Below are 14,789 nucleotides of genomic sequence, written 5' to 3'. Positions count from 1 at the left end.
TGGTCCTCGCCCCCAAACCCTCGTCCCCGACCATCGCTCTCCTCCCCTCGCTCCCCCCCGCTCTCACCCCCGCCCTCACCCGATATTTCGGATGGCGATCGATTGTCATGCTCGCGACATGTTGGGCGCCTACATTGGCGGCTCAATTTAATCCCAAAGAGGACCCTGTAATGAAACCCAACTTCCGCATCGCGGCGGCGGGGTGCTGCCTGGCGCTCGCCGGCGGCCTGCCCATGCCCGCTCTGGCCCAGTCCAACGTTCAGCTCTACGGGCTGATCGATTCGGGCGTCGAATTCCTCACCAATGCCGACAGGAACAGCGCCGGCAACACCGTCAGCCTCTCGCGCGTCACCTCGGGCAACCTCGCCGGCTCGCGCTGGGGCCTGAAAGGCACCGAAGACCTCGGCGGCGGCAACAAGGCGCTGTTCCTGATCGAAAACGGCTTCAACCTCGGCAACGGGCAGTCGCTGCAAGGTGGGCGCGAATTCGGCCGTCTGGCCTACGTGGGGCTGTCGAACCAGTCCATCGGCACGTTCACCATCGGCCGTCAGGGCGGCGTGTTCCTCGACTGGGTGAGCAAGTTCAATCCGCTGAACAACGCCGTGTACGCCATCAAGATGCAGGACACGGCGTTCTCCGACCGGCTCGACAACAGCCTGCGCTACACCGGCAAGTTCGGTGGGTTCGAGGCGATGATCCAGTACTCGAAGGGCTATGACGACGTGAGCTTCGGCAGCGCAACGCCGGGCGACAACCGCCGCGCGCAAGTCGTCGACGCCGGCATTCGCTACGCCAGCGGCCCGCTGTCGTTCGTGCTCGCCTACGACCAGAAGAACGGCGGCTCGGTGCTGCCCAATGCGGCCATGACCGCGAAGGTCGGCGGCTATGAAGGCAACGTCGATCGCCGCATTGCGGCGGCCGCACAGGTCTCGCTGCAACGCGTGGACCTGTACGCCGGCTATCGCTACCTGAATGCGAAGGCGATCCACCTCTCGGCGCTGAACAGGAGCCCGGTCGAAGCCTCGAGCTACTACTGGCTCGGCACGACGTGGCACGCCACGCCGGCGCTCGACCTGTCGGCGACGGCGATGTACCAGGACTTCTACGGGACCAACCGCGATCCGCTGTCGTTCCAGGTGAGCGCCGATTACAACTTCTCGAAACGCACAGACGTCTACGTGAATCTCGGTTACGTCGTGAACCGCAACGGCTCCGATCTCGGCCTGAACGGTTTCGGCGCCAACGTCGTTGCCGGCAAGAACCAGTTCGGCACGATGGCCGGCATCAAGCACACGTTCTGATGACAGGCGACACTCGCGCGCTCCGGCGCGTCGCGCCGACGGCGCAATCGAACGATGTGCCGGAAGCGGCGTTGCCGGCCGCGTCGGCGGGCGCGTCGAATGGGACGTCGAATGGGGCTCCGAATGGGGCTCCGAATGGGGCGTCAGCGGGTGTCGCCGTCTCGGTGCGCGCACTGCACCAGCACTTCGGTGCGATGCGCGTGCTCGACGGCGTCGATCTCGACGTGCCGGCAGGCACGACCACCGCGCTGCTCGGCCCGTCGGGCTGCGGCAAGAGCACGCTGCTCAGGCTGCTCGCCGGCCTGCTTGCGCCAACCGCGGGCGAGATTCGCTTCGACGACACGCTCGTCGCAAGCGACACCGTCTGCCTCGCGCCGGAGCGCCGAACGCTGGGCATGGTGTTCCAGGACTACGCGCTGTGGCCCCACATGACGGTTGCCGCCAACGTGGCGTTCCCGCTCGAGATGCGCGACCACATCAGTCGTGCACAGCGCGCCGAGCGCGTGGAAGCGGCGCTCGCGCTCGTCGGCCTGGCCGGTTTCGGCGTGCGCCGCCCGCAGTCGCTCTCCGGCGGTCAGCAACAGCGTGTTGCACTCGCGCGCGCGATCGTCGCGGCGCCACGCCTGCTGCTCTTTGACGAACCGCTATCGAACCTCGACCGCGATCTGCGCACGCGTTTGTGCGCCGACATCGGCGCGCTGCTCTCGCGCCTTGGCACCACGGCCGTCTACGTGACGCACGATCGTGAGGAAGCCGAGGCGCTGGCCGACCAGATCGTGATCCTCGCCCACGGGCGCGTTGACAAACGTATTACGAGGTAGCCCATAATGCTCCACCGCAAAATTATCGCGACACTCACCATGGCCTTTGCTGCAAGCGTCGGCGTGCAACATGCGCATGCGCTGACCGTCTACACCGCCGGCCCCGGCAACCTGAGCAAGAAGCTCGCCGCAGGTTTCGAGAAGAAGACCGGTATCAAGGTCGACGTGTTTCAGGCCACGACGGGCAAGGTGATGGCCCGCATCGAAGCCGAGCAGGCCAATCCGCGCGCCGACGTGCTCATCTCGGCCTCGTGGGACACCGCTCAGGATCTGGAAAAGCGCGGCTGGCTCGCGCCGTTCCAGAGCGCCAATGCCGCGCGCGTGCCGGCACCGTTCAAAACCACGCATTACGTTGCGCAAGGCTTGTCCGCGCTCGGCATCGTGTGGAACGCCAAGTCCGGCACGCCCGAGCCGCACGACTGGCGCGACCTCACCCAGCCGAGCTATCGCAATCTCGTCACCATGCCGGACCCCGCGCTCTCGGGTGCGTCGGCTGATCTGCTGCTCGGTCTGCAGGCGCGTCTGGGCGGCGAGGCGTGGAAGCTCTTCGACGAGCTCAAGCGCAACGGCATGGTCGTCTCCGGTCCGAATGCGCAAGCGCTCAACCCGGTGCTCCAAGGCGCCAAGGCGGCCGTGTTCGGCGCGGTCGATTACGTCGCGTATGCGGCGGCGGCGAACGGCGAAGCGGTGAAGGTGATCTTCCCGACCAGCGGCACGGTCATCGCGCCGCGCCCGATGATGATCCTCAACACCTCCAGGCAGCAGAACGAGGCGCGCCAGTTCATCGACTACGTGCTCTCGGAAGAAGGACAGCAGATGGTCGCCGAGGCGTGGCTCATTCCCGCGCGCGAGGACATCGCCATCAAACGCGCATCGTTCAAGGACCTGCGTCTGCTGCCGCAAGGCGACGCCCGGTCGTCGGGTGCGTCGCGCGCCGAAGTCCTGGCTCGCTTCGCCAGACTCAACGGCCAGCACTGACGGTGAAATCGCTTCGACTACTGCCGGCGGCGACGCTCGCGGCGCTCGCCGTCGTGGTGGCGTTGCCGCTCGCGTTCGTTGTGCTGCAGGCGGTGTTTCCGCACCTGGCGCAAGGCTCGCTCGACGCGTTGCGCGCGCCGTTCTCCGCCGTGTGGCCCACGCTCTCGCACGCCAGCACGTGGCCGTTGGTGACCAACACCTTGCGACTGGGACTCTCGGTCGCGCTCGGCACCGCGCTCGTGGGCGGCGCGCTGGGCGCGGTGCGCGGGCTGTTCCACGTGCCGGGCGCGCGGCTCTGGGATCTGTGCTTTCTGTTGCCGTTTCTCGTGCCGCCATACCTCGCGGCGCTGGGCTGGATGCTCCTGCTGCAAACGGGCGGCTACGCTCAGCAACTCGCCGGGCTCGATGCCGGACGCTTCCTCTTCTCGCTGCCGGGCCTCGTCTTCGTGATGACGCTTAACATCTTCCCGGTCGTGTACTTCGCCGTGTCGCGCGCGCTGGCCACCACCGGCTCGCGGCTCGCTGACGTGGCCCGGGTACATGGGGCGTCGGCGTGGCGGGCGTTTGCGCGCGTGAGCCTGCCGCTGGCGCTGCCCGCGTTCGCGGCCAGCCTGCTGCTGGCGTTCACGATGGCGATCGAAGAGTTCGGTGCGCCGGCCGCGCTCGGTGCGCGCGCGGGCTTCGACGTGCTGGTCACGGCCATCGAGGGCCGCTTCGCCGATTGGCCGATCGACTTGCCGGGCGCGTCCCTGCTGTCGATGGTGCTCGCCGCGATCGCGCTCCTCGCGTTCGTGCTGCAGCATCGGCTCGCCGCTGGCAAGGACTTCGAGACGCAGACGGGCAAGCCGATCGCCTCGCCGCCGCGCGCGCTGGGACGCTGGCGCGTGCCGGTGTTGTGCGGCTTCGGAGGGGTGGCGCTCGTCGCGACCGTGGCGCCGCTCTTCTCGATTCTCGCGACGGCATTCTCGGGCACGCTCTCCGGCGGGCTTTCGCTGGCCAACCTCACGACGGCGCACTTCGCGGCGCTGCTCGGCCAGGGCGCGGAAGGGCTCGATGCGCTGGCAACGAGCCTGTCGCTCGCGCTGGGCACGTCGCTCGTCACGGGGGTGCTGGGATTTCTGTGCGCGTGGTGCGTCGTGAAGTCGACGATGCGCGGGCGCCTGGCGATCGACGGCCTGTCGCTCATGCCGCACGCGTTGCCGGGCATCGTCGTGGGGGTGGGGCTGATCCTCGCGTGGAACCTGCCGTTCTGGCCCGTCACGCCATACAACACCTGGGGCATTCTGCTGCTGTCGTATAGCTGCCTGCTGCTGCCCTACCCGGTGCGTTACACGAGCGCGGCGCTGCGTCAGACGGCGGCCTCGCTCGAGGCGGCCGCGCGCGTGCATGGCGCGTCCTCCGGCGTTGCCCTGCGGCGCATTACGCTGCCGCTCGTGATGCCGGCGCTCGGCGCATCGCTCATGATCGTGTTCGCGATCGCATCGCGCGAGCTCGTCACGTCGCTGTTGCTCGCCCCGAGCGGCGTGCAGACGGTATCGATCTTCGTGTGGCGACAGTTCGAGCAGGGTTCCATCGGGCAGGGCATGGCGATGGGCGTGGTGTCGATGGCAGTGAGCGGCACGCTGCTCGCGCTGGCCTCGAAGCTGACCGGCCGGGCGGCGAACGGCTAGCCGGCGGCAGACATCGGCGAGGTCCGCCGGCCGGCCCCGCGCTGCCGCAGCACTGTATTGCTGTATCGCCGGCGCTGTACCGCTGAATCCGGCGTCGACGTTGCGCCGCCGGGCCGCAGTCGGGACCACAGTCGGGGCCGCACCCGGGCGGCCCGCGGTGCGGCACCGGCTCAGAACGGCATGCGCACCAGTTCCTCGACGGCGCCGACAACCTTGTCGCGCGTCTTCATCAGCATCGAGAACGAGAGTTCGGCCTGCGCACTTGCCAGCATGGCGCCGGTCAGGTCATTGCTGTGCCCCAGGTCGACCGCCATCATGCGCTCGCCCGCTTCGCGCTGCGCGGCATCGACGCCGCGCAGCATGGCACCGAAATCGGGGGCGCCGGACGTGCCGGCGTGCGCGAGATCGGACTCGCTCGCACCGGCCGCCCGGCCCAACTCGCGTTGTGTCGCGTGCATGCGATGCAACTCGTTGGTCAGCGCTTGTGTCATCGAGACGGGCATTCAGTTCTCCATCGTTGGCGGCGGCGTCCCCCCGTATGGGTTTCGCCTGAAAGACCCCGCACTTTACGCACGCCCACTATCGCCATAAATAGGCATCCCCCCAAAGCGCGACGGGTTGGGGCATTCCCCAACAACAAGGCCCAGCGCGGCCATTAGGATGCGAACTTCCCTGCGCTCACGAGCGCTGCGAACCGTCTCCCACCATAGGAATCCCATGCACGCGCCTACGTCGCCCCCGGATATCCGGGCCCTCGATCCGTGCCGGCTCGGCCAGCCCACGCAACACCTCGATCCGCTCACCGAGCGGTTGCGCGCGCGGCTCGATGTCCAATTGCCGCAGCACGTGCGCCATCGCCATGCTATGGCGTGGCGCGTGGCGGCCATGTCGGTAAGCGCGAACGCGCCCGCGGGCGGCAACCTCATCGTGCAGCGTTTTCGCGTCGCTGATCAATCCATCGACGTGGCGCTCGATGCGGGCCTGCTGCGCGACGCCTTCCGGCTTCGATACGACGCCGACGACTTCGTCGGCCCGCCCGCGCTGCACATCGCACCGCGTGCGGCGACCTACGAGCGCTTCGTCGTGCGGTTCGCGCGGCAGATGCTCGACGCGCTGCGCCAGGCGCTCTCGCCCCAGGCGCCTGCGATGCCGCCGGACGTCGTCGAGAACGTCGACGCCGATCCGCGTCTCACGCCGCCCTCGCTGTGGATCGTCGCGAGCATCACGGATCGCGCGGGCCCTGACGAGCATACCGCCGGCGCGCCGCTGGGCTCTGTCGCGTATCGGCTCGCCGCCGAGGACGCCCGCCAATGGCTGTCGAAGCTCGGCCCCGACGCCGGCGAGCGTGCCGCGCAACGCACCACGCCGCCGTGCGAGCTAGCCGCGGTTCCGGTGCGCCTGAGCGCGCACTGGCTCGACGTCGAACTGACGCTGGGCGTCCTGCTCGATGCCAGGGCGGGCGACGTGCTGCCGGTCCGCTTCATGCCGCGCGCTCTCGTATGCATCGACAACGATCCGCTGATGAGCGCCGACATCGTCGAGCGTGAGGCGCATCTGTGCCTCACGCACTTTCAAACCCTTGAATGACCCCGCCATGTCTGCCACTTCCCTCATGTCCGCCGACCTTCCGAACGCATCCGACGCCCACGCGCCGGATGCCGCCGCCATCGATACGCTCCACGACGACCTCGCGACCCTGGGCAGCGCCTCCGACGAGCTCGGCGCCGACTGGCTCGATGACGCCGCTCCCAGCCACGCAAATGCTGCCGGCGGCGGCGAGCAGGCCGCCCCCGCCCCGCTCGCCATGCGCGAGACGCTTCGGCGCGTGCCGGTGAAGCTCACGCTCGAAGTGGGCGCCGCGCGCCTCACACTGGGCGAGCTCGCGGCGTTGCGCGCCGACGACGTGCTCAGTCTCGACCGGCCCGCCGGCGCACCGCTCTCGGTGCTGGTCAACGGCGTGCCCGTCGGGCTCGCCGAGGTGGTCGTCTCGGGAACCCAGTACGGACTGAAGATCCTCACCCTCGACGCGATCGAGCTCGATCGGCTCGCGCAATGAACACCACGCGCCATCTCGCGCCCCAGCGGCAGCCGCGCAGGCGAGAACGCCGCCTCGTGCCGCGCACCTCCGGGACATTCGTGCTGGCACTGGTCGCGGCCGGCCTGGCGCTGGCCGCGACCGGTGCACGCGCGGACGACGCCGCCGCCCTGATGCAGATTCGCACGCAGGGCGGGAGCACCGACTTCACCGTCAAGACGCAGTTGCTCATCCTGATGACGCTGCTCGGTCTGCTGCCGATGCTGCTCATGGTGATGACCACCTTCGTGCGTTTTGCCATCATCCTCGCGCTGCTGCGTCAAGCGCTGGGACTCCAGCAGGGCCTGCCCTCGCGCGTGCTCACCGGCATGGCGCTGCTGCTCAGCCTGCTCGTGATGCGCCCGGTGGGCGAGACGATCTGGACTCAGGCGGTGGTGCCTTACGACCAGAACCGCATCACGCTCACCGAAGCGCTCGCCGCCGGCGAAGCGCCGCTCTCGCGCTTCATGCTCGCGCAAACGCGCCAGACGTCGCTCGACCTGATGGCGCGGCTCACCGGCGAGACGGACGTTGGCGAGCCGCAGGCGCACAGTTTCCTCGTGAAGGCGTCGGCGTTCCTGCTAAGCGAGCTGAAGACGGCGTTCCAGGTCGGCGCAATGCTGTTCATTCCGTTTCTCGTGATCGACCTGGTGGTCGCGTCCGTGCTCATGGCGATGGGCATGATGATGCTCTCGCCGCTGGTCGTCTCGTTGCCGCTCAAGCTTCTGCTGTTCGTACTGATCGACGGCTGGACGCTCACCGTCAGCACGCTCGTGACGAGCGTTCAGGCGGTCTGAGGAGGCGCAATGCTCACCAGCGACATCGCCATCGACCTCGGGCTCGACGCCCTGCGCCTCGTCATCGTCATCGTGCTCGTGCTGATCGTGCCGAGCCTCGTCACCGGCCTGGTGGTCGCGCTGTTTCAGGCCGCCACGCAGATCAACGAACAGACGCTGTCGTTCCTGCCGCGGCTGATCGTCACGCTGCTCACGCTTGGCCTTGCCGCGCCGTGGCTGGCGGGTTCGCTCACCGACTTCGCCGCCGAGATCTTCGCCCGTGCGGCGTCGCTCGCGGGCTAGCGCCGTCGCGCGCGCCGCAGTCCGGCCATGTCGATTCCGCTGCCATTCTCGTCCCCGCTCCCGATTGCCGCCTGGCCCGGCCTCGAAGGCTGGCTCGCCCAATGGCCCGCGCAGCTCGCGCTGCTCTGGTGGCCGTTCTGCCGCTTTCTCGCCGCGCTCAGCATGCTGCCGCTCGTGGGCGAGGGCGCGGTGCCGGTGCGCTGGCGCATTCTGGCATCGCTGGCGTTGAGCCTGGCCCTGTGGCCGGTCCTCTCGCGCAGCGGCGTGCCGGCCACCGATCCGTTCTCGCTCGCCGGCGTGGCGCTGGCCGCGCAACAGGCACTCATCGGCGCAGGGCTGGGCCTCGCGTTCTTCGTCGTGCGTGCCCTGCTCACGCTCGTCGGATATCTATGCGCGTCACAAATGGGATTGGCCATGGCGGCCATGAACGATCCCATGAACGGGGAGGCAACCGAGCCCGTCTCGCTGCTCATGATGTGCCTCGGCATGTTGCTGTTCTTCATCGCGGACGGGCATCTCATCGCGCTCGCCGTCGTCGCCCGAAGTTTCGACGTGTGGCCCATAGGCGTGGGCTTGCCGCCCGATGCGCTGGGCGCGCTGCTGCGCTCGCTCGGCTGGACGCTCGCCGCGGCGATGACGCTGGCCCTGCCGGTGGTCCTGACCACGTTCATCGTCCAGTTCGGGCTGGGACTGCTCAACCGGGCCGCCCCGGCATTGAACCTGTTTTCGCTGGGCTTTGCCGTCACGACGCTCGTCGGCCTGGTCGTACTCGCCGCCGTGGTGCCGGCGCTGCCCGCGCATTACCTCTCGCTCACCGAGCGCGTGCTCGACGCGCTCGGGCCCGTTTCACGAAGGCACTGACGCATGGCCGCACACGACACCGGCGACAAGTCGGAAGCCCCATCCGCACAGAAGCTGCGCCGTGCACGCGAGCAGGGGCAGGTGGCGCGCTCGCGCGACACCGCGACGGCTGTCGGCATCGTGGCCAGCGTGGCGGTACTTGCCGCGAGCGCTGCGTCGCAACTCGACGCCTTTCGCTCGCTCTACGCCGCCGCGTTTGCCGATCTGGCGGGCGTCGGCTTCGACGATGCCTGGACGGCGCTGCTGCCCGCCGCGATGTGGCTGCTCCTGAAGCTCCTCGCCCCGCTCGCCGCGATCCCCTTGTGCATTGCGGCAGCGGCGATGCTTCCCGGCGGACCTGTCCTGAGCGCCTCGCTGCTCAAGCCAAAATGGCAACGCCTCTCGCCGAAGGCGAACCTCGGCCGGCTCACCTCGCCGAAGCACTACGCGCAGGTCGGCGCCGCCGTCCTCAAGGTGGCGCTCGTGGCGAGCGTGCTGGTGCTCGTGGTACGCACGCGCTGGGAGGCCCTGCTCGCGCTGCAGGCGGGCGCGCCACGCGAGGCCATCGCCGTCGGCCTGGATCTGGTGCGCGACGCACTGCTCGTGCTCGGCGGCGCGTTCGTGGCGTTCGCGTTGCTCGACCTGCCGCTGCAGCGCTTTTTCTTCCTGCGCGATCAGCGCATGACCCGGCAGGAAGTGAAGCAGGAGCACAAACAGACCGAGGGCCGGCCGGAGGTCAAGCAGCGCATCCGCCAGATTCAGCGCCGCCTGGCCGAGCGCAGCCTGCGCCGCACGGTGCCCACGGCCGATGTCGTGATCGTCAATCCGACGCACTACGCCATTGCCCTCAAGTACGACACGGGCCGGGCGCAAGCGCCCTTCGTCGTGGCGCGCGGTCTGGACGAGACGGCCGCAGTGCTGCGCCGGATCGCCCGCGAGCACGACGTCGACGTCGTGAGCGCCCCGCCGCTGGCCCGGGCGCTGTATCACACAAGCCAGGTCAACCAGCAGATCCCGGCCGCGCTCTACGACGCCGTGGCGGTGGTGCTGGCTTACGTGCTTCAACTGCGCGCCTGGCGCGCGGGCGAACGCGCCACGCAACCCGAGCGACCGGACTCGCCGCGCGTGCCGGCCTCGCTCTCCGATCCACCCTCACCGCCACCGCGCGCCTGATTCCATGTCCCGATTGCTGCTCGATCTGCGGCGCCAGAAATTCCTGACGCCCCTTCTCGTCTTCGCCATCCTCGCGATGGTGATTCTGCCGCTGCCGCCGCTGCTGCTCGATACACTCTTCACGTTCAACATCGTCCTGTCGATGGTCGTGATTCTCGTGAGCCTGTCGGTGCGGCGGCCGCTCGACTTTTCCGTATTCCCCACGGTCATTCTCGCCACGACGCTCATGCGGCTCACGCTGAACGTCGCGTCCACGCGCGTGGTGCTGCTCAACGGCAACGAGGGCACGCAGGCCGCCGGACGCGTCATCGAGTCCTTCGGGAACGTGGTGATCGGCGGCAATTTCGTCGTCGGCCTCGTGGTGTTCGTGATTCTGATGATCATCAACTTCGTGGTCGTCACCAAAGGCGCCGAGCGCATCTCGGAGGTATCGGCACGCTTCACGCTCGACGCCCTGCCCGGCAAGCAGATGGCGATCGACGCCGATCTGAACGCCGGTCTCATCAACCAGGAGGCGGCCCAGGCGCGCCGCCGCGAGGTGAGCGCCGAAGCCGATTTCTACGGCGCGATGGACGGCGCGTCGAAATTCGTGCGCGGTGACGCCATCGCGGGCATTCTCATTCTGCTCATCAATCTGATTGGCGGCGTGGCCATCGGCGTGACCATGCACGGCATGAGCGCCGGCGATGCGTTCCGCCAATATTCGCTGCTCACGATCGGCGATGGACTGGTAGCGCAGATTCCGGCGCTGCTGCTCTCGGCGGCCGCGGCGATCATCGTCACGCGCGTGTCCGACGCCGGCGACTTCGAGCAGCAGGTCGGAGACCAATTGCTCGCCTCGCCGGCGGTGCTCGCGAGCGTCGCGGTGCTGATGTTCGTCCTAGCCTTGATTCCCGGCATGCCCACGGCGCCGTTCCTCGCGTTCGCCGCCGTCATGGGATTCGTTGCGTGGCGTGTGAACGGGCGACGCACGCCTGCGGCGGCAGACGACGCCGAAACCCTCGAAGCGGCGCTCTCGGCAAGCGAGCCGCCGGCGCTCACGTGGCAGCAACTGCCGTTCGTCTGTCCGGTGAGCGTGACTCTCGGCTACCAGATCGTGAGTCTCGCCGACAAGCGCGAGGGCGCGCCGCTCCTGCAGCGGCTCCACGGCATGCGCCAGACGCTCTCGCAGACCATGGGGTTCGTCGTACCGGCGGTGCGGCTCGACACGGGCCTCGGGCTCGGTCCGAGCGAGTATGCGATCGACATCGGTGGCGTGCGCGTGGCCGGCGCGACGCTGCCGCACGACCGGTTGATGGCGATTCCCGCGCCGGACTGCTATGGCGAACTCGACGGCATGCCGGCCCTCGATCCGTCGTTCGGCATGCCGGTGGTCTGGATCGAGCCGGAGCAGCGCTCGCACGCGCTCGGGCTGGGATATCAGATCGTCGATGCGGCCGGCGTGATCGCCACGCACGTGCAGCAGGCGATGAAGGCGCATCTGGCTGAGCTGTTCACGTACCAGGACGTGACCTCGCTCGGCGAGCGTCTGCGCGAACTGTCGCCGTCGCTGGCCGACGCGCTCGACAAGGCGCTCACGCATCAGCAGCAATTGGCCGTGATCCGCCTGTTGCTGGCCGAGGAAGTGTCGTTGCAGGACATCGACGTGGTGGCCACGGCGCTCGTACACGCGGCGAGCACGACCAAGGATCCGCTCGCGCTCTGCGCGGAGGTGCGCACCGCACTCAAGCGACGCCTGGTGCACGACCTCATCGGCGACGAGTCGACATTGCACGTCTATCAGTTGACGACGGATCTGGAGAATCTGCTGCTGGGTGCTTTCACGGCGGCGCAGCAGGCAGGCAAGACGAGCGCCGACGCCTTCCCGCTCGATCCACAGTTGCTCGAGCAATTGCAATTCCACATGCCGCAGGCGCGCGAGAACCTGAAACACGCGGGACGCACTCCGGTGTTGCTCGTCATGCCGCAGATCCGGCCGTTGCTCGCGCGCTACGCGCGCATGTTCGCGAGCGGCTTGCATGTACTGTCCTATAACGAAGTGCCGCAGACGAAGGAGATCGAGGTGGCAGGGACGTTGGGCTGAGGCGGCGCCGCACAACGCGGTACTGCGGTACTGCGGTACTGCGGTACTGCGGTACTGCGACATTGACGTGAAACAAAAAAGAGCCAACGAAAAACTCCGTTGGCTCTCTTCGATCCGGGATCTGCCTGGCCGGTATCCGACCGGCCAGGGCGACGAGAATCAGCGCAGCAGCATCTGGATCATGCCCGGCATTTCGCCGGCCTTCTGCAGCATCTGCAGGTTCACGTTCATCTGCGTCTGCAGTTTGGTCAATTCCGACACGGACTCGGCGAAGTCGACTTCGTTCAGACGCGAGTTGGCTTCGCTGGTGTTCTGCAGCAGCGTCGATTGCACTTCCTCACGGCCGTCGAGGTCCATCATGGCCGCACCGATGCTGGCCTGAACGGTCGCGAGTTTTTCAATGGCCGCCTCGAGATTCTGAATCGCGGTGCCGGCGCTTGCCCCGTCGCCCAATTGCGTTTGCGCGGTCAGCTTCGATTGCAGCACGTTTCGCACTTCCATGACGAGTTCCGCGCGCTCGATATGAGCGCCGCCCGCCGCGCCAGCGGGTTTCAGGCCTTCCATGGCGTCGCCGAGGCTGCTGGCGAAAGCCGTTTCATCGCCAGGGGTTTTGTTCAGCTCGACAATCAACGCATCCGTGAGCGCTTCCTCCCACGTCTTGGCGCTGTTACCGCCCGAGGCTGCCGTATGAACGGAGGCCAGCATGCCTGCCATTTTCGAATTCGCCTTGAGTGCCGAGATCACCGCGCCGGCGGCAGACGCCGCGTCGGCCGCGCCCATGGCCGCAAACGCCGTCGTCGAGCCGTCGAACGGGCGGGTCTGCCGCGTGCCGAAGTTGCCGGTCGCGTCGCCCACGCTCGCGAAAAGGCCCTGAAGCTCCGCGCTGATGTCCAGCGCCTTGGTCTCGCTGCGGTCCGCGCCGACCTGCAGGTCGATCTGGCCTTGCGCCAGGATGCCTGTCGCGGTGCCGCCGAATTCCATCTTCAGGAGATTCTTGCCGGCGAACGTCGTGTTGTCGAAGATCGCCTTGAGTGCCTGGGCGTTGTTGGTGTACTGCTGCTGGAGCGCGGCCTTTTCGGCATCGCCCTTCAGACCGTCCTTCGCTTGCGTGGCCAGGTCCTTCATCGTGACCAGCAGTTCGTTGGCCTTGTCCAGCGCGCCTTGCGCCACGCGTGCGCTCGATTGCGCGTACTTCATGTTGCTGATCGCCGACTTGGTGCCGCTGGCGTGCATGTTCAGCATGGCCGAGATGCGGGCCGCGGCCGGGTCGTTCTTGTACAGGTCGTTCTTCTTGCCGGTGGACAGATCGCGCATGATCGCGCTCAGCTTGCCGCCGGTCGTGCGTTGCGTGTTCAGCGACGACATTTGCGCCACGTTGGTGTGCAGAGTCAACATTGCTCAGGCTCCTTTGTGTTGTGAGCGACGACGGGCCGGGTGGCCCGCCTCACCGTATCAAGGCGTCTGTGCGAAGGATTTGTTAATGCATCACCGCGGTGATTCTTCCCAACTCTCGATGGGTGCGCTCCCCGTCACGGCTTCAGCCGGCCAGCAGCGCGCGGACGTTGGCTCGCGACATGGGCACGCCGCCCGGCATCGCGCGGGCCATTGCAACAAAGGGCGGCAGCTTGCCGAGCCGCGCCGTCCAAGCCGTCGCGCAGGCCATCGCCGCGTCGTAGTCGAGGCCCTGCGCAGCGGCGAAGCCCCGGTCCGCCACTGACTGGCTGACCGACTGCGCCGAAGCTCGCGCGGCCTGGCTCGCTTGGGCATGCGCCGCGCGGATCGCGCGCACTATCGAGGCGAGCGCCTGTCGCACCTGCGCGACGGTGTCCCGTCCATCGATCCGCCACGTATGCGGTGCGATGGCATCGGGCGCATCGCGAAGGATCGCCGGGCGCGCGGCGCCGGGAACGCCCGCCCGGACCAATGCGGCGGTGCTCGTGCCCGTGACATCCGCTTCGGCGCCGGTTGCTTGCGGCGGGCTCGCCCCGCCCGTCTGTGCGAGCGCGAACTTCGAGGCGATCGACGGCCAACGCGCACCATCGGCGCGCATGACCCAGATATGCTCGGGCGGGGGGCCCTCCAGCGTAATGCCATAGGCTGCCAGCGCACGTGCCGTGTGACGGCGCAACCCCGCGGCGGACAACGCGTTCGACACATCGATCTCCACACCCGCGCCGCCAGGACCGGTCGGAAAGAGTGTCAGCCGCTCCGGCATCGAAGCGCGCCACTGCTGCGGCGCAACGCCGTCGATGGTGAAACGCCGGGGCGCCGCACCGCGCGCATCGAAGTGCAGACGATCGTCGACGGTTCCGAGACTTTCCCGATCCCGCCCCTGCCACTGCGCGCACAGGCTGGCAAGCGCACGCTGCGCGCGCTCGTGCGACGCCGCGTCGCCATCACGCCAGCGTGCGAGGGTCGCGAGCGCGGCATTGGCCGCGGCGTGGAGCCTGGCAAGCCAGTCGAGCGCCGCGCTGGCACGACTGGCCGCGGCATGGTGCGAAATCAGGTCGGCCGTGCGGACCGCGCGCCGTTTGTCGAGTCCGTCCGGCCTGTCAAAGGACGCCCGGGCGGGCGACACCGGCCACGACGGCGTCGCAGTGCGTCGCGCCCCACGTGTGCGCCCGGGCGCGTCAGCCGCCGCTACCTGCTTCGGCCGCGCGGCGCCGGTCCCGGGCTCCGCGCCCGGCCCATGCGGCAAGGACGATGGACGTGCGGCAGCGCGCGCGTCGCCGAGCGCCGGGTTGCCCGGGATATCGCGGATAGCCTCAAC

The 14,789-nt window shown here is 68.2% G+C and carries 14 protein-coding genes; 11 read left to right on the top strand and 3 right to left on the bottom strand.

Annotation, left to right across the window (positions count from 1 at the left end):
- Window positions 1-170: 170 nt before the first annotated feature.
- From PNO31109_RS16235 to PNO31109_RS16220, 4 genes are all read left to right on the top strand, one after another.
- Entirely contained in the window at window positions 171-1,301 is a 1,131-nt protein-coding gene (locus PNO31109_RS16235; RefSeq protein WP_150556501.1) for a porin, read from the top strand.
- Window positions 1,302-1,465: 164 nt separating this feature from the next.
- A complete protein-coding gene (locus PNO31109_RS16230) occupies window positions 1,466-2,122 on the top strand; it encodes an ABC transporter ATP-binding protein (protein WP_370750397.1) in 657 nt (218 codons plus the stop codon).
- 39 nt (window positions 2,123-2,161) lie between these two features.
- Window positions 2,162-3,100: an ABC transporter substrate-binding protein gene (locus PNO31109_RS16225; protein WP_244958193.1), complete on the top strand. Its 939-nt coding sequence runs from the start codon at window positions 2,162-2,164 to the stop codon at window positions 3,098-3,100.
- A 2-nt stretch (window positions 3,101-3,102) separates the two neighbouring features.
- Complete coding sequence (locus PNO31109_RS16220) at window positions 3,103-4,770, top strand: ABC transporter permease (RefSeq protein WP_150556499.1); 1,668 nt, start codon at window positions 3,103-3,105, stop codon at window positions 4,768-4,770.
- A gap of 170 nt (window positions 4,771-4,940) precedes the next feature.
- On the opposite strand, the gene fliE is transcribed toward PNO31109_RS16220, so the two are convergent.
- A complete protein-coding gene (gene fliE, locus PNO31109_RS16215; protein WP_241014275.1) occupies window positions 4,941-5,273 on the bottom strand; it encodes a flagellar hook-basal body complex protein FliE in 333 nt (110 codons plus the stop codon).
- 214 nt (window positions 5,274-5,487) lie between these two features.
- Here fliE and PNO31109_RS16210 point away from each other — a divergent pair, with 214 nt between their 5' ends.
- Genes PNO31109_RS16210 through PNO31109_RS16180 form a run of 7 tightly spaced genes read left to right on the top strand, consistent with a single transcriptional unit; the run spans window position 5,488 to window position 12,019 of the window.
- Complete coding sequence (locus PNO31109_RS16210; RefSeq protein WP_150556498.1) at window positions 5,488-6,357, top strand: flagellar motor switch protein FliM; 870 nt, start codon at window positions 5,488-5,490, stop codon at window positions 6,355-6,357.
- 7 nt (window positions 6,358-6,364) lie between these two features.
- On the top strand, window positions 6,365-6,826 hold the full coding sequence (locus tag PNO31109_RS16205) for a FliM/FliN family flagellar motor switch protein (RefSeq protein WP_150556497.1): 462 nt from the start codon (window positions 6,365-6,367) through the stop codon (window positions 6,824-6,826).
- Window positions 6,823-7,641 (top strand): flagellar type III secretion system pore protein FliP, encoded by an 819-nt coding sequence (locus PNO31109_RS16200; protein WP_150556496.1) that lies wholly within the window; start codon window positions 6,823-6,825, stop codon window positions 7,639-7,641. Before PNO31109_RS16205 ends, PNO31109_RS16200 begins: the two co-directional genes overlap by 4 nt.
- 9 nt (window positions 7,642-7,650) lie before the next feature.
- Window positions 7,651-7,923: a flagellar biosynthesis protein FliQ gene (fliQ, locus tag PNO31109_RS16195; protein ID WP_150556495.1), complete on the top strand. Its 273-nt coding sequence runs from the start codon at window positions 7,651-7,653 to the stop codon at window positions 7,921-7,923.
- A 27-nt stretch (window positions 7,924-7,950) separates the two neighbouring features.
- Entirely contained in the window at window positions 7,951-8,784 is an 834-nt protein-coding gene (locus PNO31109_RS16190; RefSeq protein WP_150556494.1) for a flagellar biosynthetic protein FliR, read from the top strand.
- 3 nt (window positions 8,785-8,787) lie between these two features.
- On the top strand, window positions 8,788-9,936 hold the full coding sequence (gene flhB, locus PNO31109_RS16185; RefSeq protein WP_150556493.1) for a flagellar type III secretion system protein FlhB: 1,149 nt from the start codon (window positions 8,788-8,790) through the stop codon (window positions 9,934-9,936).
- A gap of 4 nt (window positions 9,937-9,940) precedes the next feature.
- Window positions 9,941-12,019: a flagellar biosynthesis protein FlhA gene (locus PNO31109_RS16180; RefSeq protein WP_150556492.1), complete on the top strand. Its 2,079-nt coding sequence runs from the start codon at window positions 9,941-9,943 to the stop codon at window positions 12,017-12,019.
- Between the two features lie 159 nt (window positions 12,020-12,178).
- Here PNO31109_RS16180 and PNO31109_RS16175 read toward each other — a convergent pair whose 3' ends face one another.
- Both PNO31109_RS16175 and PNO31109_RS16170 read right to left on the bottom strand, forming a co-directional pair.
- Entirely contained in the window at window positions 12,179-13,414 is a 1,236-nt protein-coding gene (locus PNO31109_RS16175; RefSeq protein ID WP_150556491.1) for a flagellin N-terminal helical domain-containing protein, read from the bottom strand.
- 142 nt (window positions 13,415-13,556) lie between these two features.
- A complete protein-coding gene (locus PNO31109_RS16170; RefSeq protein ID WP_150556490.1) occupies window positions 13,557-14,597 on the bottom strand; it encodes a hypothetical protein in 1,041 nt (346 codons plus the stop codon).
- Between the last annotated feature and the right edge of the window lie 192 nt (window positions 14,598-14,789).

Origin of the sequence: Pandoraea nosoerga, assembly GCF_902459585.1 — a bacterium.
Lineage (GTDB): Bacteria > Pseudomonadota > Gammaproteobacteria > Burkholderiales > Burkholderiaceae > Pandoraea > Pandoraea nosoerga.
This window is presented reverse-complemented; position numbering and strand designations above follow the sequence as displayed.